At 63.3% G+C, this 18,098-nt stretch carries 21 protein-coding genes; 6 read left to right on the top strand and 15 right to left on the bottom strand.

What is annotated here, in order from left to right; all coding sequences use genetic code 11:
• Positions 1-122: 122 nt before the first annotated feature.
• Positions 123-1,358, bottom strand: a complete 1,236-nt coding sequence (locus XH96_RS16075) for an acyl-CoA dehydrogenase family protein (protein WP_194393329.1) — start codon at positions 1,356-1,358, stop codon at positions 123-125.
• A gap of 314 nt (positions 1,359-1,672) precedes the next feature.
• On the opposite strand from XH96_RS16075, the gene XH96_RS16070 reads away from it, so the two are divergent.
• Entirely contained in the window at positions 1,673-2,338 is a 666-nt protein-coding gene (locus XH96_RS16070) for a TetR/AcrR family transcriptional regulator (protein ID WP_194393328.1), read from the top strand.
• Between the two features lie 68 nt (positions 2,339-2,406).
• Here XH96_RS16070 and XH96_RS16065 read toward each other — a convergent pair whose 3' ends face one another.
• The 11 genes from XH96_RS16065 to XH96_RS16015 form a co-directional block, all read right to left on the bottom strand.
• Positions 2,407-2,643 (bottom strand): hypothetical protein, encoded by a 237-nt coding sequence (locus tag XH96_RS16065; RefSeq protein WP_194393327.1) that lies wholly within the window; start codon positions 2,641-2,643, stop codon positions 2,407-2,409.
• A 177-nt stretch (positions 2,644-2,820) separates the two neighbouring features.
• Positions 2,821-4,050 (bottom strand): CaiB/BaiF CoA-transferase family protein, encoded by a 1,230-nt coding sequence (locus XH96_RS16060; protein WP_194393326.1) that lies wholly within the window; start codon positions 4,048-4,050, stop codon positions 2,821-2,823.
• Positions 4,051-4,230: 180 nt separating this feature from the next.
• Positions 4,231-5,436, bottom strand: a complete 1,206-nt coding sequence (locus tag XH96_RS16055) for an MFS transporter (protein ID WP_194393325.1) — start codon at positions 5,434-5,436, stop codon at positions 4,231-4,233.
• Positions 5,437-5,556: 120 nt separating this feature from the next.
• Entirely contained in the window at positions 5,557-5,727 is a 171-nt protein-coding gene (locus XH96_RS16050) for a hypothetical protein (RefSeq protein WP_194393324.1), read from the bottom strand.
• A gap of 24 nt (positions 5,728-5,751) precedes the next feature.
• Positions 5,752-5,955, bottom strand: coding sequence for a hypothetical protein (locus XH96_RS16045; RefSeq protein WP_061030115.1), 204 nt, complete (start codon positions 5,953-5,955; stop codon positions 5,752-5,754).
• Between the two features lie 26 nt (positions 5,956-5,981).
• A complete protein-coding gene (locus XH96_RS16040; RefSeq protein WP_194393323.1) occupies positions 5,982-7,316 on the bottom strand; it encodes a sorbosone dehydrogenase family protein in 1,335 nt (444 codons plus the stop codon).
• Entirely contained in the window at positions 7,313-7,765 is a 453-nt protein-coding gene (locus tag XH96_RS16035) for a DUF2231 domain-containing protein (protein ID WP_246790102.1), read from the bottom strand. Before XH96_RS16035 ends, XH96_RS16040 begins: the two co-directional genes overlap by 4 nt.
• A 254-nt stretch (positions 7,766-8,019) precedes the next feature.
• Positions 8,020-8,193 carry a hypothetical protein gene (locus XH96_RS16030; RefSeq protein WP_246790101.1) on the bottom strand — a complete coding sequence of 58 codons (174 nt, stop codon included), beginning with the start codon at positions 8,191-8,193 and terminating at the stop codon, positions 8,020-8,022.
• 128 nt (positions 8,194-8,321) lie between these two features.
• The gene (polX, locus tag XH96_RS16025) at positions 8,322-10,034 is read right to left on the bottom strand and encodes a DNA polymerase/3'-5' exonuclease PolX (RefSeq protein ID WP_194393322.1); all 1,713 of its coding nucleotides are present in this window, start codon (positions 10,032-10,034) and stop codon (positions 8,322-8,324) included.
• An 81-nt stretch (positions 10,035-10,115) separates the two neighbouring features.
• Positions 10,116-11,453, bottom strand: coding sequence for a nicotinate phosphoribosyltransferase (locus XH96_RS16020; RefSeq protein WP_194393321.1), 1,338 nt, complete (start codon positions 11,451-11,453; stop codon positions 10,116-10,118).
• Between the two features lie 41 nt (positions 11,454-11,494).
• Positions 11,495-12,160 carry a phosphoribosyltransferase gene (locus XH96_RS16015; RefSeq protein WP_194393320.1) on the bottom strand — a complete coding sequence of 222 codons (666 nt, stop codon included), beginning with the start codon at positions 12,158-12,160 and terminating at the stop codon, positions 11,495-11,497.
• 101 nt (positions 12,161-12,261) lie between these two features.
• Here XH96_RS16015 and XH96_RS16010 point away from each other — a divergent pair, with 101 nt between their 5' ends.
• Positions 12,262-13,329 carry a hypothetical protein gene (locus tag XH96_RS16010; protein ID WP_194393319.1) on the top strand — a complete coding sequence of 356 codons (1,068 nt, stop codon included), beginning with the start codon at positions 12,262-12,264 and terminating at the stop codon, positions 13,327-13,329.
• A gap of 16 nt (positions 13,330-13,345) precedes the next feature.
• Here the strand turns inward: XH96_RS16010 and XH96_RS16005 are convergent, their stop codons facing one another.
• Both XH96_RS16005 and XH96_RS16000 read right to left on the bottom strand, forming a co-directional pair.
• Positions 13,346-14,374: a ribose-phosphate pyrophosphokinase gene (locus XH96_RS16005; protein WP_246790100.1), complete on the bottom strand. Its 1,029-nt coding sequence runs from the start codon at positions 14,372-14,374 to the stop codon at positions 13,346-13,348.
• Positions 14,375-14,403: 29 nt separating this feature from the next.
• Positions 14,404-14,970, bottom strand: a complete 567-nt coding sequence (locus tag XH96_RS16000) for an HPF/RaiA family ribosome-associated protein (RefSeq protein WP_194393318.1) — start codon at positions 14,968-14,970, stop codon at positions 14,404-14,406.
• A 174-nt stretch (positions 14,971-15,144) separates the two neighbouring features.
• Between XH96_RS16000 and XH96_RS15995 the strand changes: the two genes are divergently transcribed.
• The 3 genes from XH96_RS15995 (at position 15,145) to XH96_RS15985 (ending at position 16,824) form a co-directional block, all read left to right on the top strand.
• On the top strand, positions 15,145-15,573 hold the full coding sequence (locus XH96_RS15995) for a DUF2267 domain-containing protein (protein WP_194393317.1): 429 nt from the start codon (positions 15,145-15,147) through the stop codon (positions 15,571-15,573).
• A gap of 18 nt (positions 15,574-15,591) precedes the next feature.
• Entirely contained in the window at positions 15,592-16,257 is a 666-nt protein-coding gene (locus XH96_RS15990) for a dienelactone hydrolase family protein (protein ID WP_194393316.1), read from the top strand.
• 138 nt (positions 16,258-16,395) lie between these two features.
• Positions 16,396-16,824, top strand: a complete 429-nt coding sequence (locus XH96_RS15985) for a universal stress protein (RefSeq protein WP_194393315.1) — start codon at positions 16,396-16,398, stop codon at positions 16,822-16,824.
• 364 nt (positions 16,825-17,188) lie between these two features.
• Here XH96_RS15985 and XH96_RS15980 read toward each other — a convergent pair whose 3' ends face one another.
• Entirely contained in the window at positions 17,189-17,377 is a 189-nt protein-coding gene (locus tag XH96_RS15980) for a hypothetical protein (RefSeq protein WP_194393314.1), read from the bottom strand.
• Positions 17,378-17,718: 341 nt separating this feature from the next.
• Between XH96_RS15980 and XH96_RS15975 the strand changes: the two genes are divergently transcribed.
• Complete coding sequence (locus tag XH96_RS15975) at positions 17,719-17,955, top strand: hypothetical protein (RefSeq protein ID WP_028182355.1); 237 nt, start codon at positions 17,719-17,721, stop codon at positions 17,953-17,955.
• Positions 17,956-18,098 lie beyond the last annotated feature (143 nt).

The raw sequence follows: 18,098 nt of genomic DNA, 5'->3' as shown, positions 1-18,098 counted from the left end.
GACGCTCCCTCTTCAGTCCGAACATGATCCTAATCGGTAACCGCTGACGCACTTGCGTCAAGCGGTCACTGCATCATGCCCTGTCGTTTCTTCAGATCGGGAGCGCCTCCCGGCTCTCCCTCTCAATGATTGGGAGAGTTTGCATACTTCCGAACCTCGAGCCTGGCAATGGCGCGATTATGCACCTCGTCCGGACCGTCGGCGAGACGGAGCGTGCGGATGAGGGCGTAGTCCTTGGCAAGGCCGGCCTCGTCCGACACACCGGCGCCGCCAAATGCCTGGATCGCCTCGTCGATGATCTTCAGCGCCATGTTGGGCGCGGCGACCTTGATCATGGCGATCTCGGCCTGCGCGGTCTTGTTGCCGACCTTGTCCATCATGTCGGCCGCCTTGAGGCACAAGAGACGCGTCATCTCGATGTTGGTGCGGGCTTCGCCGATGCGCTGCTCCCACACGCTGTGCTCGACGATCTTCTTGCCGAAGGCGGTGCGCGAGGTGAGCCGCTTCACCATCTTCTCCAGCGCCTCCTCGGCCTTGCCGATGGTGCGCATGCAATGATGGATGCGGCCGGGGCCGAGGCGGCCCTGCGCGATCTCGAAGCCGCGGCCTTCGCCGAGCAGGATGTTCTCCTTCGGCACCCGCACGTTCTCGAGCAGCACCTGGGCATGGCCGTGCGGGGCGTCGTCGAAGCCGAACACGGGCAGCATCTTCTCGACCTTGATGCCTGGCGTGTCCAGCGGAACCAGAATCTGCGACTGCTGCTGGTGCTTGGCCGCCTTGAAATCGGTCTTGCCCATCAGGATCGCGATCTTGCAGCGGGGATCACCGACGCCGGACGACCACCATTTGCGGCCGTTGATGACGTAGTGGTCGCCGTCCCGCTCGATGCGGGTCTCGATGTTGGTCGCGTCCGACGAGGCGACCGCCGGTTCCGTCATCAGGAAGGCGGAGCGGATCTCGCCGTCCATCAGCGGACGCAGCCATTTGCGCTTCTGCTCCTTGGTGCCGTAGCGCATGAACACTTCCATGTTGCCGGTATCCGGCGCGGAGCAGTTGAACACCTCGGAGGCCCAGGTGATGCGGCCCATCTCTTCGGAAAGAAGCGCGTATTCGAGATTGGTCAATCCCGCACCGCGGAATTCATCATCTTCATGCTCGTTCGGCGGCATGAACATGTTCCAGAGGCCTTCGGCCTTTGCCTTCTTCTTGAGGTCTTCCAGGATCGGGATGACCTTCCAGCGGTCGCCGCTCTTGTCCTGCTGGTCGTAGATCGGCATTGCCGGGCGCACGTGCTTGGCCATGAAGGACCGCACGCGATCGAGCCATTCCTTCTGCTTGGTGGACAGATCAAAATCCATGGGACGCTCCTCGTTTTCTCTCTCGCAAACCCTTTTGTGCCGGACTGTCCTCCCGCCGCGCGCGGCCCGCAAGCGCGAATGCGCGAAGCTGCGAGGCGCACCGGAACCCATCGCAGTTGCGAACGAGTCCCGATTGCGGATTGACTTTTCCCGACCTTCAAACGATAGTTTCATACAACTGTTTGAATTGCAACTCCCTCGCTCACGACGTCATTCCGGGGCAGCCCGCAGGGCTGAACCCGGAATCTCGAGATGTGGCGCGAGATTCCGGGTTCGACGCTAACGCGTCGCCCCGGAATGACGGGATCAAGGTCATGGCCAGCGATCATACGAGGTCTGCCATTCTCGCCGCCGCCGAACGGCTCTACGCCGATCGCGGCTTCGGCGACGTGACGCTGCGCGACATCGTCGCGGAGGCCAATGTCAACCTGGCGGCGGTGAACTATCATTTCGGCTCGAAGGACGAACTGATCGCGGAGCTGTTCGTCACACGCTCGATCGCGACCAACCGCGAGCGCCTGCGCGAACTGAAGGCGGCGGAAGAGCAAGGCGGCGGCCGCGCGCCGATCGAGGTGATCCTGCGCGCGCTGGTCGGGCCGACCTTGCGCGGCTGCCTTGGCCCGCAGAACCAGCGCTCTACCGCCGCGCGCTTCATGATCCGCGCCTCGATCGAATCCGTGCCACCGATCCGCCGCATCAAGAACCGTGAGATCGACCATTTGCGGAAATTCGCCGGCGCGATGCGCCGCGCCCTGCCCGAGCGCAGCGAGGTCGATATCTACTGGGGCCTCAACTTCGCGCTCGCGATGGCGCACCACACCATCCGCGAGAGCGAACGGCTGACGAAGCTGTCTGAAGGCAAATGCGACCTCGACGACGTCGAGGACGTGGTCGCGCGCGTGGTCAGCGTCGCGACGATGGCACTGACGGCGGGAAAGGTCGAGGCAAAGCCGCGCGCACTGGCGCGGGATGCGCGCTGATCGAAAATATCGGTCGAAAGCCGTGCGAGGTCAGTCCCGCTTGCGGCAAGACCCCGGACATCCGCAGTCTAGATTAGGGGCGACAGCGGGCTACGCCCGCTCGGCATCTCCTCGGCCTCTTCCTTGGCGAGCAGCAGCAGCATCTCGATGCCCATCTCGCCTTCCTGCGGCGAGCGGATGAACTTTATTTCGTCGGCGCTCTGCCGCAGCGCAGCAACGATGGCGACGGCCTGGTTGGCGGTGGCCGCCTCGGTCGCCAGAATGGCCTTCTGGTCCTTGGCCTGGAACCCGATCGTGTAGGACATTCACTTCCCTCCCGAACTCAAGTGGAGAGATCGAATCAGAGTCTCGCGCGAAGGGGAAGCCTGCGCGACTACGGACCGGGATTATTTGGGGATTGTGCGCAAGCCTCAGGCAAGCCCCGGCATCGCGCGTGGGTCCTCGCCGTCGCACGGTCGCACCGAGGCTCGCGCTCCCTCCGGCTAGATGATCCCTTGCTGCTTCAGCTGCTCGATCTTGCCGGCATCATAGCCAAGCTTGCCGCCGAGCACTTCTTCGGTATGTTCCCCTAACAAGGGCGGGGCGCGGTAGGTTTCGATCGGCGTCTCCGAGAGGGTCAGCGCGTTGCGGACCAGCGAAAGATCGGGCTTGAAGGGATGCTCGACCTTCACCCGCATGCCGCGCGACTGTACGTGCGGATCGGAAAACACCTGCTCGAAATTGTTGATCGGACCTGACGGCACGCCGGCCTCCTCCAGCTTTTCCAGCCAGTCAGCCACCGGCTTCTTCAGGAACAGGCCGGCGAAGATCGCCATGATCTCCTTGCCGTGCACGACGCGGTCGTTGTTCTTGACGAAGCGCGGATCGTTTGCGAGCTCGGGCTCGCCGAGGACCGCGCAGGTACGCTGAAACTGGCCGTCATTGCCCACCACCAGCATCAGTTCACCGTCGGCGCAGCGGAACACGCCGGCCGGCATGCCGCCATTGCCCCAGGTGCCGCGGCGCGGCGGCGTCTTGCCGTTGACGAGATAGATCTGCAGCCAGTGCGACAGGGATGCGATGACGGTATCGAACAGGCAGACGTCGATGTGCTGTCCCTGCCCGCCATTGGCGTCGCGATGGTAGAGCGCCGAGAGAATTCCGATCGACGAGTTCATGCCGGTCATGTAGTCGACGATCGACGGGCCGACCTTCATCGGGCCCTCGCCCGGCTCACCGTCGATATGGCCGGTGACGCTCATCAATCCACCCATCGCCTGCAGGATGGCATCGTAGCCGGCACGCGGCGCATACGGCCCGGTCTGGCCGAAGCCGGTCACCGAGCAATAGATGATGCCGGGATTGATCGCCTTGATGGTCTCGTAGTCGAGGCCGTAGCGCTTGAGATCGCCGACCTTGTAGTTCTCCATGAAGACGTCGGCGTCCTTGGCGAGCTCCCGGACGATCGCCTGCCCTTCCGGCTTGGCGATGTTGACGGTGACGGACTTCTTGTTGCGGTTGGCGCAGAGATAGAACGAATTGTTGTTGTTGGCCTTGCCCTCGGGGTCGGTCAGGTAAGGGGGGCCGAAGGCGCGCGCGTCGTCGCCGGTGCCCGGCCGCTCGATCTTGATCACCTCCGCGCCGAGATCGCCGAGCATCTGGGCCGACAGGGGCCCGGCAAGCACGCGGGTGAGGTCAAGGATCTTGATGCCTGAGAGCGGCAAGGCCGACATATCGATTTCCTCCGGGGAACTGATCTTGGCGCGGCGGCGAGATCGAAAGGCCGCGCTCCCTGCGGATACACTATTTTCGCGCCCTGAGCACTGCACTGACGGCATACGGCCATCTCCTGCCGGGCAGCGGCGCCAATTCCTGCCCGCAGCTTTCCGCACCGCGAATATCGCCTCGACGTCTCAGGTTGCGCCCGCCGCGACCACCTGCGGCCGGCGGCGGCCGAGCAGGACCAGGATCAGCACCGCGGCGCAGGAGAAGACGAAGGTGAGACCGAGCGCACCGCGGCTGCCGAACTGGGTCAGGAGGCCGACGAGGAGCGGCGGCGAGACAGCCGATGCCAGATTGAGCGGCAGCGCGATCATCGACATGGCCTTGGCGAACTCGGCCTGGTCGTAGAACACGAGCGGGATGGTCGCCCGCGCCACCGCCATCGCGCCGCTGCCGGCGCCATAGAGCAGGATGAACACCGCGACCGCCCAGGTGGCGCCCTCGCTCATCATCAGCAGCAGCATGGCGACCGGCAATGCGGTGCCAGCCACGAGCCCGGTCGTGATCCCGTCCCACCGCCCGCCGCCGAGAAAATCCAGCCCTCGGGCGCTGACCTGGATCACGCCCAGCATCGAGCCGAACAAAAGCGCCTGAGCCGGCGCCAGCCCCTCCGCGCGCAACAGCTCGATCAGGACGGCGCTGATGCCGAAAGTGACGAAGGCGTTCAGCGTGATCGCGGCGACGACGAGGCCGAACGTGCTCCTTGGAATCGCAGGCGGCCGCGACCGCCTTGTCGGCTCGGCGCCATCGTCCTCCGCGACGGACCGGCGCGGCGCGAAAAACGCATAGAGCGGGAGACTGACGACGAGCATCATCGCCGCGTAGACGAGGCATGTCCCCCGCCAGCCGAGGTGACCACTCAGGAACGAGGTGGTCGGCCAGAAGATGCTGCTGGACAGGCCCGTCACCAGCATGAGCGCGCCGATCGCGCTCTTGGCCCGCCGCCCCGCGACCTCGTTCAGCATGATATAGGCGCCGGTCGACAGCGTGGCGCTGCCGGCGATGCCGAGCACGATCCACGCGGCGAAATACAGGACCGGCTCGCGCGCCAGCGACAGCAGCACGAAGCCCGGCGCAGTGACGATCGTGCCGACCATCATGACCGTCCGCGCGCCACGCCGCGCAAACGATTTGGCGAGCAACGGGCCGCACAGCCCCATCGAGACGTAGAGAACGGATGTCCCGGCGAACACGGCCGGCAGACTCATGCCGAGATCGGCCGCGAGATCGCGCCCGACGATGGCAGGAAGCCCGATCGTCCCCCATCCGACCAGCTGCGTGATCGCGAGCACCAGCAGGACCCCGATGAGCCTGCCGTCAGATTTCAACAACCGCATTCCAAACATCGCCTGCCCGCCAGGCGCAGATCGCGCCCGGCGGCACGTCATACCCGGTATACGGGACGAGCGGGAATGTCGGTTCCGAATGGCACCGCGGCGCCAGCCGCAGAGCGATTGTCAGGAGGTGTGGCCGGGATCGATGTGCTTCGGCGTCTTCCTTGCGCGCCGCGGCGTCATCTTGGCCGGGTCGGGCGCGCCGGGCACCCCGCGCGGACCGAGCTGCTCGCGCTGGATGTCGTCCTCGGACTGGGGCGGTTCGACGCCGTTCTGCTCACGGGGCTTGGTCACCTCAGCCTCCTTCCCTCGGACGCTCTACACACCGAGCGCGTTGTCGCCAGCTTCGCGGCCGGGCACGCTGACATGGACTTCGTGTCCCTCGCGAAGGGCCAGGGAGGCCGCGGCGACCGCGGACTCGAAGGCGGCTTCCTTGGTGGCATACCGGCTCTTGACGTCGCCGTCATGTAGCACGCCCCATTCGTCCTGCACCGGTACGATGGCATATTGAGCAAGGCCCATTGTCGAACTCCTCCCGTTCTCGATGTCTAATGTTGCGTCAGTTGCGGATGCGCCGCGCTCACCCGCCAGACCGTGTTGCCGCTGTCGTCAGCAACCAGCAGCGCGCCGGCCTTGTCGATGGCGACACCGACCGGACGGCCACGCGCCTGGTTGTCGCTGTTGAGAAAGCCCGTGACGACGTCTTGCGCCTGACCGCTCGGCTTGCCGTCCGTGAACGGCACGAACACGACCTTGTAGCCGTTGAGCACATGCCTGTTCCAACTGCCATGCTCGCCGACAAACGCGCCGCCACGATAGGCGGCCGGCAGGCCGGTGCCGGTGTTGAAGGCGAGCCCGAGCGGTGCGACATGCGAGCTCAGGGCATAATCCGGCACGATCGCCTTGGCGACGAGATCCGGCCGCTCCGGCTTGACGCGGGGATCGACGTGCTGGCCGAAATAGCTGTAGGGCCAGCCGTAGAAGCCGCCGCCCTTCACCGAGGTCATGTAGTCGGGGACGAGATCGGGGCCGAGCTCGTCGCGCTCGTTCACCACCGTCCACAGCGCGCCGGTCTGCGGCTCGAAGCTGAGGCCGTTCGGGTTGCGCAGACCGCTTGCGAACACGCGCCAGCGGCCGCTGGCGCGATCGACCTCGAGGATCGCAGCGCGATTGTGCTCGGCCTCCATGCCGTTCTCGGTGATGTTGCTGTTGGAGCCGACGCCGGCATAGAGCTTCGATCCGTCGGGACTGGCGACCAGGCTCTTGGTCCAGTGATGGTTGATCGGTCCGCCCGGCAGCGGCGTCAGCACCGTACCCGGCGCGGTGATCTTCGTATCCCCTTCCCTGTAGGGATATCTGACGATCGCGTCGGTGTTGGCAACGTAGAGGTCATTGCCGACCAGCGCGACGCCGAACGGCGAATTGAGATGGTCGAGGAACACGCTTTGCGTCTCCGGCACACCGTCGCCATTGCTGTCGCGCAGCAGCGTGATGCGGTTGCTCGCGCCGGTATCACCGCCGGAGGTCGCCCAGGATTCGACGAAACCCATCACGATCTCTTTGGGCCGCTTGATCGGTGCGCCCTTCGGCGCCTTGGATTCCACCACCAGCACGTCGCCGTTGGGCAGCACGTAGAGCGAGCGCGGGTGCTGCAAGCCCGTGGCGAAAGCCTTGGCCTGCAAACCCTGCGCGACCGTCGGCGTCTCGTCCTTCTTCCAGCCGACGATGCGGGCGATATGGATCGGCGGCAGCAGATATTGCTGGATGTCGGGGAGTGTCGGGTTGGCGCCGACTTGCGCCTTGGGATCGCCGCTGCCGTCATTGCATCCGGCCAGAAACAGAAGCGACGAGCACAGCAGCGCATGGGTGAACAAGTGCTTCATCGCGCAACTCCCAAGCCGTGGCGATAGACCATGGCCCAGCCGAGCCAGCCCGTGACCGGCAGGATCAGCACGGTGATCGCGGACAGAACGAGCCCGCTCGGCCATACCGAGGTCCAGGCATCGCGCGTGTGGATCATCGTGTTGAAGATCGCCAGGATCAGCACCACCGCATTGCCGATCAAATGCGGCCAGGCCGGCGCCTGCGCCCGCACCAGCCGGTTACCGAGGAAATCGATCAGGCCCGCGATGGCCGCCAGCACACCGAAGATGACGCCGACGAGCAGAAGCCAGGCCGAAAAATCCGCCCACATGATCTCGGCGCTGACGACATAGGCGATGTCGGTCAGCAGCGCCCCGACAAAACACGCGATCGGGATCGGCACCAGCATCGGATGAATGGGATGACCAGCGATCTGCGCAGTGCTGCGCACGCGCACGTCTTCTTGCACGATTGGCCTCGTGTGACTTTTGGCCCCTGCCCGTGCGGCCAACTCAGGCTAGCGATGAAGGTTCCTACCGTTGTGCAGCAAGCCTTGCGCAGACCTCACACGCCGCCCCTGCGCGCTTTGGCCATCGTGAAGCGAGGCCATAGCTCGCCCGCGCGCCCATATCTGCCGGGCTATCGGCCGGACCAAATCCTTCACAGTCCACGAGAGGTTTTGTCGCGAGTTTCAGGCCCCAGGGCATGAAACTCGACGCAGCCTCATCCGCTGATCGGCTTGACGTCGATAACATCTCCGTCATCGACGTGGTCCCGAATCGCTTCGAGCTCTGCCGCATTGATCTCAAGCAGCCACTTTCTCCACTCCCGCGGATGTCCCTCCGGGGCGGCCAGTTCGCCGCCCGCCGTGTAACGGTACTTCGCCAGCGCGCCCATGGCCCGTTCCATTGCGCTCCCGTCCCTCAAGGTTACAACGCACCGCATCAGAAACCTCACGTGTTTCAATTATTCATAAGGATTCCACGGCGGCCCGGCGTCACATTGACGGGGATCAAAGTGTCAAATCAGCGCCTCAACCGTTTTCGCAGACTGGACAAAGGCAGCGTATTGATCACGTCGGATGGCCCTAGCCAGCCGCGGCGTGCCTGATCGATACCAAATCGCATGTTGTCGAAACCAGCCACCGCATGCGCGTCGGTCGAGATGGCGAGCTTGACGCCCGCCGATTTGGCCGCATGGGCGTGAATGTCCGTGAGGTCCAGCCTGTCGGGATCAGCGTTCAGCTCGAGACAACAACCGCGAGCGGCGGCGGCCGCGACCATCGCCTCGACGTCCACCTCGTAGGGTTCCCGCTCACCGATGAGCCGTCCCGTCGGATGGGCAATGATGGACACATGCCTGTTGTCCATCGCACGGATGATGCGCTCGGTCTGCAGTTTGCGAGACATATCGAACTTGTAGTGCACGGCCGCGACGACGATATCGAGCCGCGACAGGATCTTGTCCGGCAGGTCGAGATGCCCATCGGCAAGGATGTCGACCTCCGCTCCCCTGAGGACGACAAAACCGCCCAGTTGCTCGTTCAATCGGTCGATTTCATCGATCTGCCGACCTAGCCTTGCGGCATCCAGGCCATGCGCCACCGTGACATGCCGGCTGTGGTCGGTGATGGCGATGTAGTCGTATCCTCGAGCTTTCGCCGCGGCCACCATGTCCGCAATCGGCGCCGTACCATCGCTCCAGTTGGAATGGACATGCAGATCACCCCTGATATCGCCAAGCGCAATCAGCCTGGGAAGCTTGCCGGCTCTTGCGAGCGCGATCTCGCCGCGGTCCTCGCGCATTTCCGGCGGAATCGCCGCAAGGCCGAACTTGCGGTAGATCTCCTCTTCGCTCGCGCCTGCGATGCGTCGCTGGCCTTCGAACAGGCCGTATTCGTTGAGCTTCCAGCCATGGTCGTTGGCAAGGCCGCGCAGGGCAATGTTATGCGCCTTCGACCCCGTGAAATACATCAGCGCCGCCCCGTAACTTGCCTTTGGGACGACCCGCAGATCGACTTGAAGGCGGGAGCGGAGGATTACCGTCGTTCTGGTTGGGCCGTGCGCAAGGACCTTGGCGACATTTTCGTACCTGGTGAGCTTGTCGCCGATCGCCGCGCCGCCGTGCGCGGCCACGACAATGTCGAGATCACCCACGGTATCGCGCCTGCGGCGATAGCTTCCGGCAACCGCGATCTGATCCAGCTTGGTACTGCGCAGATAGTTCAGCAGCGCCTCCGCTTCAGCCTCGGCCTCTGACAGCTTGAAGCGCCTTTCCGCCTGCGGCTTGGCCAGCGCAGCCGCGAGCTTCTCCTCGCTCTTGGCTCCGAAGCCTTTCAGCTCCCGCAATCGTCCCGACCTGATCGCCCGCCGCAAATCCTCGAGCGAACGGACACCCAGCTTGTCGTACAGCAGCTTCACCCGCTTGGGACCGAGCCCGGGAAGCGCGGCAATCTCACCAAGATCGCCCGGTAGCTCGCGCTTGAGCTTGTCGAGCACATCGAATTTGTGCGTCGCGACGATGGTTTCGATCTTGCCCGCGAGATCCTTGCCGATCCCCGGCAGCTCGGAGAGATCCTCGCCTGCTTTCAGCAAACTCGTGATGCTCTTCGGCAGGCGCTCGATCAGACGGGCCGCATTTCGATAGGCGCGGGAGCGGAAAGGATTGTCGCCCTTGATCTCCAGGAGCTCGGCGGTCTGGTCGAACATCTCGGCGATTTCAGCATTCTGAACCGGCACAGGCGCTCTCCATGCCGTGATACGCTAGGCGCACACATGCCGTTCGCTTTGATCCAGATCAGAAGGACTTGCGGCAGAGGCCTATCTCATTCTCAGGTCGACAGCGGCTGCCAATCGTTGAAGCCGGGCCGCCACATGGACGGGATAGGACGAGCGACCTTCAAAGCCTTCAAAGCCCCTCGGCAATCGTTCGAACTGCGTCCGGGCGTAGGCGCGGATGTCCTGGAGCGACGGCTGACGCGCGATCGGACGGCCCTGTTGCAGCACAGGGACGATCAGGGCCTCTCCTTCTTGAACGTCGTCTTCTGTCGACAGAACGTCCGACGCCATATGGCCGTCGGCATCGTAGCGGCGCCACACCTGCTTGCGGCCGGGCCAGGTTGCCTTGCCGGTCGAACGCTTCCGCCGCGGCTCGCCGGCATATTCCTGCAGCTTATAGGCGCAATCGAGCGCCGGTACGTCGGACGACGTCGCCAGGCTGGTGCCGATCCCGATGCCGTCGATGGGAGCGGCCTCGCGGACAAAGGACAACAACGTTTCTTCCTCGATGCCGCCGCTGACGAAGATGGTGACGTCGTTGAGGCCACCCTCATCAAGGATCCGCCTCACACTTCTCGAGAGCGCTACCAGATCGCCGCTGTCGATCCGCACCCCGCGGATCGCAATTCCGAGCGCCCGCAGCCGCGGGGCCAAGGTCACGACCTTCCTGGCCGCCGCCTCGGTGTCGTATGTGTCAATCAACAGCACGAGGTCCTTCGGACGCGCGCGCGCAAACGCTTCGAAGGCGGCCGTCTCGTCGTCGAACGACTGGATGAATGAATGCGCCATCGTGCCATAGGCAGGAATCCCGAAGCATTTTTCCGCGAGAACTGTGGCGGTGCCGGCAAAGCCCCCGATATAGCTGGCCCGCGCAGCCAGAAGACCGGCTTCGGCGCCATGGGCCCGGCGCAGCCCGAAGTCAACCAGCAGCTTGTCCGGTGCGAGCAGCGCCATGCGGGCGGCCTTGGACGCGATCAGCGACTGGAAATGCAACACGTTGATCAGCCGGGTTTCGAGAAGCTGAGCTTCGGGGAGCGGCGCCGTGACGCGGAGGATCGGTTCGTTGGCGAAGAACACCGTGCCTTCCGGCATAGCATGAACGTCGCCGCTGAACTGGAAATCGGAGAGATAGTCGATCAGGCGCGCGCTGAACCTGCCGCTGCGGATGAGCCAGCTCAATTCGTCATCGGAAAAGCGCAGACCTTGGAGGAATTCCAGCGCCTGCTCGAGCCCTGCCGCCATCAGGAAATTGCGCTGCGGCGGAAGCTTGCGGACGAAGAATTCGAAGACCGCGGTCCCGGTCTGGCCCGCCTCCAGGTAGGCCTGCACCATGTTCAACTGGTACAGATCGGTCAGGAGTGCGCTTGGTGACGTGTCCATGCCAATCCCGGAAATTCTCGTCTCCCGGCAGCCTGAAAGACTCACGAGGTTGGTGCCGTCGTCTTCTTAGCCGGGAACCGCTTCAGGATTGCGACGACTTCGTCATCGCTGACCTGGCTGAAATCACGGTAGTAGTAGCCGATCGCGCCAAAGTCGCGCGGCGTATCCAGGCAAACGATCGCGTCGACCTCTCCGTGCAGTCGCTGCAGCGTCTCGAGAGGCGCCACCGGTACTGCGAGGATCAGTTCCTTTGGCCCCCGATTTCGCAGCGCCCGGATCGCTGCAAGGGTCGTCGCGCCTGTCGCAATACCGTCGTCGACGATGATCGCGACCTGTCCCTTGACGTCGGACCGGGCGCGATTGCCCAGATAACGTTCGCGTCGCCTGTCGATCTCGACAAGCTCCTCCTTGCAGATGGCGTCGAACGTCTCCTCGCTCACGCCGGTCAAATCGACGATGTCCTGGTTGCGAACGATGACAGGCTGCTCCCCGTCCACGACCGCGCCCATCGCAAGTTCCGGCTGCATGGGCGCGCCAATCTTGCGCACTAAGACCAGATCGAGGGGCGCTTCCAACCGTTCCGCCACCTCCGCCGCCACGGGAACGCCGCCGCGCGGCAGTGCCAGGACCACGGGATGGCGGTTCTTGTACTTCACCAAGGCTTCGGCCAACTGGCGGCCGGCATCGTTCCTGTCTCGAAACAGCATATCGGCAAATCCGCTTGAATTTGGCTCAGACTATTGCGCCAGCGGCCGGGATCGTTGATCAGCGTCAAACCGTATCGCTGTTCGTTTGGCAATAAGTTGTCATGCTGGAGCGTCAGGACGAAGTTTCGATCGAGGATGCCGCGAACGACAGCATCTCTGCCTTGATCCGCAAGGTCGCTTTCCTGAGCCGACCCGAGAGCTACAGCCCCGTTCCCGATCGCCTTCAGGCGCGCGAGACCCACATGTCCTGGGTCTTCATGAACGGCGCGCGGGTCTACAAGCTGAAGAAGCCGGTGCGATTTCCCTATCTCGATTTCTCGACGCTGGCTCGCCGCAGGACAGCATGCCTGGCGGAAGCCAGCCTCAACCGCCGGCTTGCGCCTGATGTCTATCTGGGCGTCGTGCCGCTGACCGAAAGTGCCTCGGGCTACGCGATCGGCGGCCACGGTCCAGTCGCTGACTGGCTTGTCGTAATGCGCCGGCTGAACGAGGATGAAACGCTCGAAGCCATGCTTCGCAGCGGCAAGGCTCGCAGCGCCGACGCCGAGCAGCTGGCGGCGGCTCTCGCCCGCTTCTATTCGCATGCCGCGCGGGTCCTAATCGAGCCAGAAACCTATCTCGCCTCGCTGCACGAAGCCGCGATCCTTGATTGGCGAGTTCTCCTGAACAGCAGCTTCGGCCTGCCGCATGGCACGATCCTGCGTGTTGCGTCCGTTCAACGGCGATTTCTCGAACAAAATGCCCAAATCCTTGTCAAACGGGTCTCGCGAAGGCTCGTCGTCGATGGTCATGGCGACCTCAGACCGGAGCACATCTGGCTGACGCCTCCTTATCCCATCATCGACTGTCTCGAGTTCAACTCACGTTTGCGGGCCAGCGATGCATTGGACGAGATCGCGTTTCTGCACCTGGAATGCGAGAGGCTCTGCGGTCGATGGTTCGGTGATGCGATCCGCCGGCGGCTGGCACGCACGCTGCACGATGACCCCGCGAGCGGCGTATTCCTGTTTTATCGGATTGGTCGCGCGATGCTGAGGGCACGCTTGTCCATCGCGCATTTGTTCGATGCGCACCCGCGCACACCCGAAAAATGGCCCCGCCTCGCGCGTGCTTATCTCGCCCTCGCCGAAACCGACGCAAGGCAACTCGAACGGCTGCTCGACCGATGAACGGAGTAAAGCTCCGTCAAGCCTGGTACATCAGCAGATCAGCCAGAGATTCGTTCTGATGCAGCCGTCTGATGGCCTCGGCGAGCAGCGGAGCCGCCGAGATCACCTCAAGCTTGGCGAGCACCGGCCCGGGAGGAAGCCTGAATGGCGGAACGGTGTCTGTGGCGATGATGCGATCGATCGACGCGTCCGCAAGTGCTGTCTCGGCCCCCGGCATGAACAGGCCGTGGGCAACGCACGCTATGACGCCTCTTGCACCATGCGTCCGCGCCGCCCTTGCCGCACGGACCAGGGTTCCCCCACTGCTGATCAGGTCGTCGACCACGACACAGAATGCATCAGTCACGTCACCGGCAAAAAGGTCGCCGGACACCCGGCCCGAGCTACGATGCTTCTCGACGAAGGCCTTTCCTATTGGCCTCTGCAACGCCTTCTCAAGAGCCTCGCGCAACAGATCGGCTCGCTTTCCACCACCCAGATCCGGGGACACGACGCTGATTGGCCTGTCGCCCGCGATCGACCTGATCTTTTCGATCAGCAGCGGCGCCGTCGTGAGTGCAACGGAAGGACAGCGAAAGGCGTTCTCGAAGGCAGCTTCGTTGTGCACGTCCAGCGTCACGATCCTGCTTGTACCGACCGCCTCGAACAGGGACGCCAGATAGCGGATGGTCACTGGATCATTGTCCTTGGTTCGGCGATCCTTTCGCGCATAGCAAAGGTATGGCGTGACTGCGGTCACGCTCGTGGCGCCCGCGTCCTTCAACGCGCCGACCAAGAACAGCAGACGACAAAGCTTGTCATTCGGGCTTTCGACGGGGCCACCGTGAAGACTGTGAACCACATAGACGTCGCAACCGGCCACCACATCGAGCGGACGGATTTTGTGCTCGCCGTCGCCAAAGCTGCGCTCTTCGTGGGTAGCCAGCGCGCAGCCCAACGATGTCGCGATGCGCTCGCCCAACTCGGTGCTGCCGTCCAGGGCGAACAGGCGCAGCCGATCGCTACGCGCCAATGCGGTCCGAGGCATCCAGCTACTATCCATCATGGGCACTCCACAATGCGATGATGGAGCACCTAGGTCCGCAAGCTGTGCTTGTTCAGAACCCTGACCGTGCTGGCCTGCGGCCCCTTCTCTCCGAGCTCTTCAACAAAGCTGACACGCGAGCCGACGGCGATGTTCGCGCGCCCCTCCACAATGCTGTTGCAATTGAAGTAAATCTCTTGGCCGTCGGTCCCTTCCAGAAAGCCGAACTCGCCGCTGGGATCGATACGCACGACGGTTCCAACCGGCTCTCCTTCGTGGAGCTTGGTCTGGCCATGCATCACACGCACCTGGTCCTGCAACTGCCGCCGCGCGCGCTTGAATGCATCGTCCACCGCAAAGGTCAGATCGGCGTACCGCTCGTCCTCCTTGGGGGTCCGTCCGACATTGACCTCGCGCCCTTCGGGAAGGGACAGCCGGATGCTCACCTGGTATTGACCGCCCGTCTTGTGACGGTCACCGGGGCCTCTCACGATAATGCGCCCCGCTGTCGCTCGACCGTAGCGCTTTTCCAACTCAGCGATGTGCTCGTCGATCGCAGCTTGCAGCTTCGGGGACGGCATCACGTGTTCGAACTCGATTTGAGCCGGGGTTTGCATGGTCGCGCTCCTCCTGTCAGATAAACAATCTGAGCACACGATGCGTCCAGAGCTTTGCGCGAGATCAACCCGATCCGATTGGCAATCCAGGGTGGGGAACCTTGCGGCACATCAAAGCAGCCGGCCCGAGCCTGCAGATAATTACCAACCTGTCTCTGATCCGGGAGCAACATCATGAGCACGTCCACGGGTGTGACTGCGTTGGACCACTCGGTCCAGGAAACAAATGTTTGGCTCAAGGCCATCGACGAGCAGCTGGCCCTGGAAAACCGTCATCAAGCCTACAATGCGTTGCGAGCCGTCCTGCATGCGTTGCGCGATCGCCTGCCGCCGGAAGTCGCCGTCAAGCTCGGGGCTCAGCTGCCGATCATGGTGCGTGGCATCTACTACGAAGGCTGGCATATGGCGGCAACCCCGACCAAGGAACGGCATATCGAGGAGTTTGCGGCACATGTCGCCAGGGAGCTTCCGCCGCAGTTCCCCATCACCGCGCTCGGCGCAGCCCGCGGCGTTTACGAAGTGCTGTGGGAGAAGCTGGATCCCGGCGAATTCGAGAAGTTGATGGCCCATCTTCCGGCGCCGCTCAAAAATCTGCAGGGCTGACCGGACCGTGGACGATTCATGAAACGCGACCAATCGCTCGACGTTCTCATTCCGCCGCTGGGGCTGGCAGGAACGCTGACGCTGCCGGAAAAGGCTCGAGGCCTGGTCGCGTTTGCGCACGGCAGCGGCTCGAGTCGGTTCAGCACCCGGAATATCGCGGTCGCGCAGGGACTGAACGCACGCGGCTTCGCGACATTGCTATTTGATCTTCTCACCCCGCAAGAGGAGCAGGACCGCTCGAACGTCTTCAATATTGCAATGCTTGGACAACGACTGGTCGCGACTGTCGACTGGCTTCAAGGCCTTGAACCTGCGGTTGCCTGCCTCCCTGTCGGATTGTTCGGCGCCAGTACCGGCGCGGCGGCCGCCCTGATCGCGGCCGCTCAGTTGCCTCACCGAATTGCCGCTGTGGTCTCACGTGGCGGACGTCCGGATCTTGCCGGCGAAGCCCTGCCCCATGTCCGCGCGCCGACCCTGTTGATCGTCGGCGGCGCCGATTTCGGCGTGATCGAGCTCAACGAGGAGGCGCTCTCCTGCCTTGGCGGGCCGTCGGCACTGGAAATCATTCCCAATGCAACGCACCTGTTTCCCGAGCCGGGCGCCATGGACGCCGTCATCGAACATGCCGGCCGATGGTTTGAGCGGTATCTGCAGCCGCCAGCGTCAGTCCGCGCCGCAGGCTAGGAGAGAGACCATGCAGCTCCTGTCCAGTGCTTTTGCCGACCGATCGGCTATTCCGCGGCGCCCGGCACGGCGTGAGCTGGATCAGTACGGCGTCGATGAACCACGGTAGAATGCTTAAAAGGCCCAAGGGACTTTCTCATGACGAACATCATGGTGGCAACCGACGGATCGAGCGGCGCATGCCGCGCAATCGACGTGGCGGCAGAGCTCGCCAGAGCGTTGGCATGCGATCTCCTGATCGTCACGGTTGCCGATCGACTTCTGGGGGAAGAGGTTCGGCAACTTCCGCACGGCGGAGCCACTGCCGGTGACCTGTTGGAAGCCTTGACAGGGCAGACCCTCAAGGCCGCGCAAGCCCGTGCGCGCGAAGCAGGCCCCATCCATATTGACGTTCGGACATGTTGGGGTGACATCACCCAATCCGTGATCGATCTCGCGGCCCAGACGTCGACCAAGATGATCGTCGTGGGACGGCGCGGACGCGGCCAGCTGGCCGGCTTGCTGCTCGGCAGCGTCTCCCAAAAGCTCGTCAGCCTCGCTCCCTGCGCCGTGGTCGTCGTTCCCTAGAGCGGGATCGGCCGCAAACCGTCGATCGGCGGACGCAGAATTAACGGACGGCGCCCCGGATCCATGCTATCGGAAGGGATGATCGCGCTCATTATGGTCTTGCTTTTGGCCTGTTGGCCGGCGGCGGCTTAAAGCAACAAAGAGGAGCCTCTCCCGAAATCAGAACAAGGCCATTCGCGCAAAAGAAAACGCGGATGAAGCGACAGGCCGCCCGAAGGAGCATGGGATCGCGATGCGCGGCAGGCGTCCTTGGGATGAGGGCCCGGACGGCCAGAAGTTAAGGCAGCATCGTTGTCCTCGTGCGCTTCGCTATGAGCGTCTCTCCATCCCTGACGTCGAAACAGCAGCGCTGCCGAACACGTCCCTATTCGCGTCGACCAGTCGACTTGGCCTCCCGAGCCAAGCGCTCCGCCTTCAAGCGCTCGCGGTTGTCTTGAAACGACTGTTGCGCCATTTCGTAGTCGCTCGGCTGTTTCTTCGCCGTGTCGACCTGCTTGAACAGCTTGTCGGCCTCGCGCTTGGCACGAGCCGTGCGATTGTCATTCGTCCTCATTTCATCGTCCTTCGATTGAGTGAACGCGGCGCCTGCCGGTCACATTGCCTGATTGTCTGAGGCGAATAGCGCTTGCAAGCAGCTTGATCGATCGTCGTGGCTGGCCACCACAGTGCTTGCGCTTATGGCATCTTCGGGCGCGGCTGCTCGCAAGCCGATCCAAGTCAACTCATCGTTCGACCATGAGTTCCTTAGCTCCAGACGAGCCCGGATCGAAGAAGAATTAGCTTGGAACATCGGACCTCTTGCCCCATATTTTGAGGTATCATCGACATCAGCCAACCATGGGCGTCGGTGGCTGAGAGACCACGCGCGCTCCCGCCTGCAGAGGGTGCGCCGTGATGACCCGGTACTACTTCGACATCAGGGACGGCCAGGATCTCTACCCCGACGAAGAGGGCCTAGATCTCGCCGATCAGAAGGCGGCCGAGATCGAAGCTGCAAGAGCGTTAGGCGATCTGGCCAAGGACCTCCCCCCACTCGATGAGCGCCAGCACATGGCGATCGAGGTTCGAACGATGAGCGGACCAATCTTCCAGGCCGCCTTTGTATTTGAGATTGCCCGGCTGAAGCAATAGCCGGGTGCTTTTGAGATGGCGCTCGTCTTGCGATCCGCCTGCCGTCTCTACCCCAGCAAGGGACGGAGACACTCTCTTGATGCGATTCCAAAACAATAGCAGCGCCGACGCTGGATCCTTGCCTCTGGCTCAACAGCGACCAG

Source organism: Bradyrhizobium sp. CCBAU 51765, from assembly GCF_015291725.1.
In the GTDB taxonomy this organism is placed as follows: domain Bacteria; phylum Pseudomonadota; class Alphaproteobacteria; order Rhizobiales; family Xanthobacteraceae; genus Bradyrhizobium; species Bradyrhizobium liaoningense.
Note: the sequence above shows the minus strand (reverse complement) of the source record. Positions and strands in the feature narration are given on the sequence as shown.

Excerpts from the sequence above, each read along its gene's own strand:
- XH96_RS15985 (WP_194393315.1), top strand. The coding sequence starts at position 16,396 with ATGACGAACATCATGGTGGCAACCGACGGATCGAGCGGCGCATGCCGC.
- XH96_RS16005 (WP_246790100.1), bottom strand. The coding sequence starts at position 14,374 with ATGATGGATAGTAGCTGGATGCCTCGGACCGCATTGGCGCGTAGCGAT.
- XH96_RS16040 (WP_194393323.1), bottom strand. The coding sequence starts at position 7,316 with ATGAAGCACTTGTTCACCCATGCGCTGCTGTGCTCGTCGCTTCTGTTT.
- XH96_RS16030 (WP_246790101.1), bottom strand. The coding sequence starts at position 8,193 with ATGGGCGCGCTGGCGAAGTACCGTTACACGGCGGGCGGCGAACTGGCC.
- XH96_RS16055 (WP_194393325.1), bottom strand. The coding sequence starts at position 5,436 with ATGCGGTTGTTGAAATCTGACGGCAGGCTCATCGGGGTCCTGCTGGTG.
- XH96_RS16010 (WP_194393319.1), top strand. The coding sequence starts at position 12,262 with ATGCTGGAGCGTCAGGACGAAGTTTCGATCGAGGATGCCGCGAACGAC.
- XH96_RS15975 (WP_028182355.1), top strand. The coding sequence starts at position 17,719 with ATGACCCGGTACTACTTCGACATCAGGGACGGCCAGGATCTCTACCCC.
- XH96_RS16015 (WP_194393320.1), bottom strand. The coding sequence starts at position 12,160 with ATGCTGTTTCGAGACAGGAACGATGCCGGCCGCCAGTTGGCCGAAGCC.
- XH96_RS16060 (WP_194393326.1), bottom strand. The coding sequence starts at position 4,050 with ATGTCGGCCTTGCCGCTCTCAGGCATCAAGATCCTTGACCTCACCCGC.
- XH96_RS16000 (WP_194393318.1), bottom strand. The coding sequence starts at position 14,970 with ATGCAAACCCCGGCTCAAATCGAGTTCGAACACGTGATGCCGTCCCCG.
- XH96_RS16045 (WP_061030115.1), bottom strand. The coding sequence starts at position 5,955 with ATGGGCCTTGCTCAATATGCCATCGTACCGGTGCAGGACGAATGGGGC.
- XH96_RS16020 (WP_194393321.1), bottom strand. The coding sequence starts at position 11,453 with ATGGACACGTCACCAAGCGCACTCCTGACCGATCTGTACCAGTTGAAC.
- XH96_RS15980 (WP_194393314.1), bottom strand. The coding sequence starts at position 17,377 with ATGAGGACGAATGACAATCGCACGGCTCGTGCCAAGCGCGAGGCCGAC.
- XH96_RS15995 (WP_194393317.1), top strand. The coding sequence starts at position 15,145 with ATGAGCACGTCCACGGGTGTGACTGCGTTGGACCACTCGGTCCAGGAA.
- XH96_RS16065 (WP_194393327.1), bottom strand. The coding sequence starts at position 2,643 with ATGTCCTACACGATCGGGTTCCAGGCCAAGGACCAGAAGGCCATTCTG.
- XH96_RS15990 (WP_194393316.1), top strand. The coding sequence starts at position 15,592 with ATGAAACGCGACCAATCGCTCGACGTTCTCATTCCGCCGCTGGGGCTG.
- XH96_RS16075 (WP_194393329.1), bottom strand. The coding sequence starts at position 1,358 with ATGGATTTTGATCTGTCCACCAAGCAGAAGGAATGGCTCGATCGCGTG.
- XH96_RS16070 (WP_194393328.1), top strand. The coding sequence starts at position 1,673 with ATGGCCAGCGATCATACGAGGTCTGCCATTCTCGCCGCCGCCGAACGG.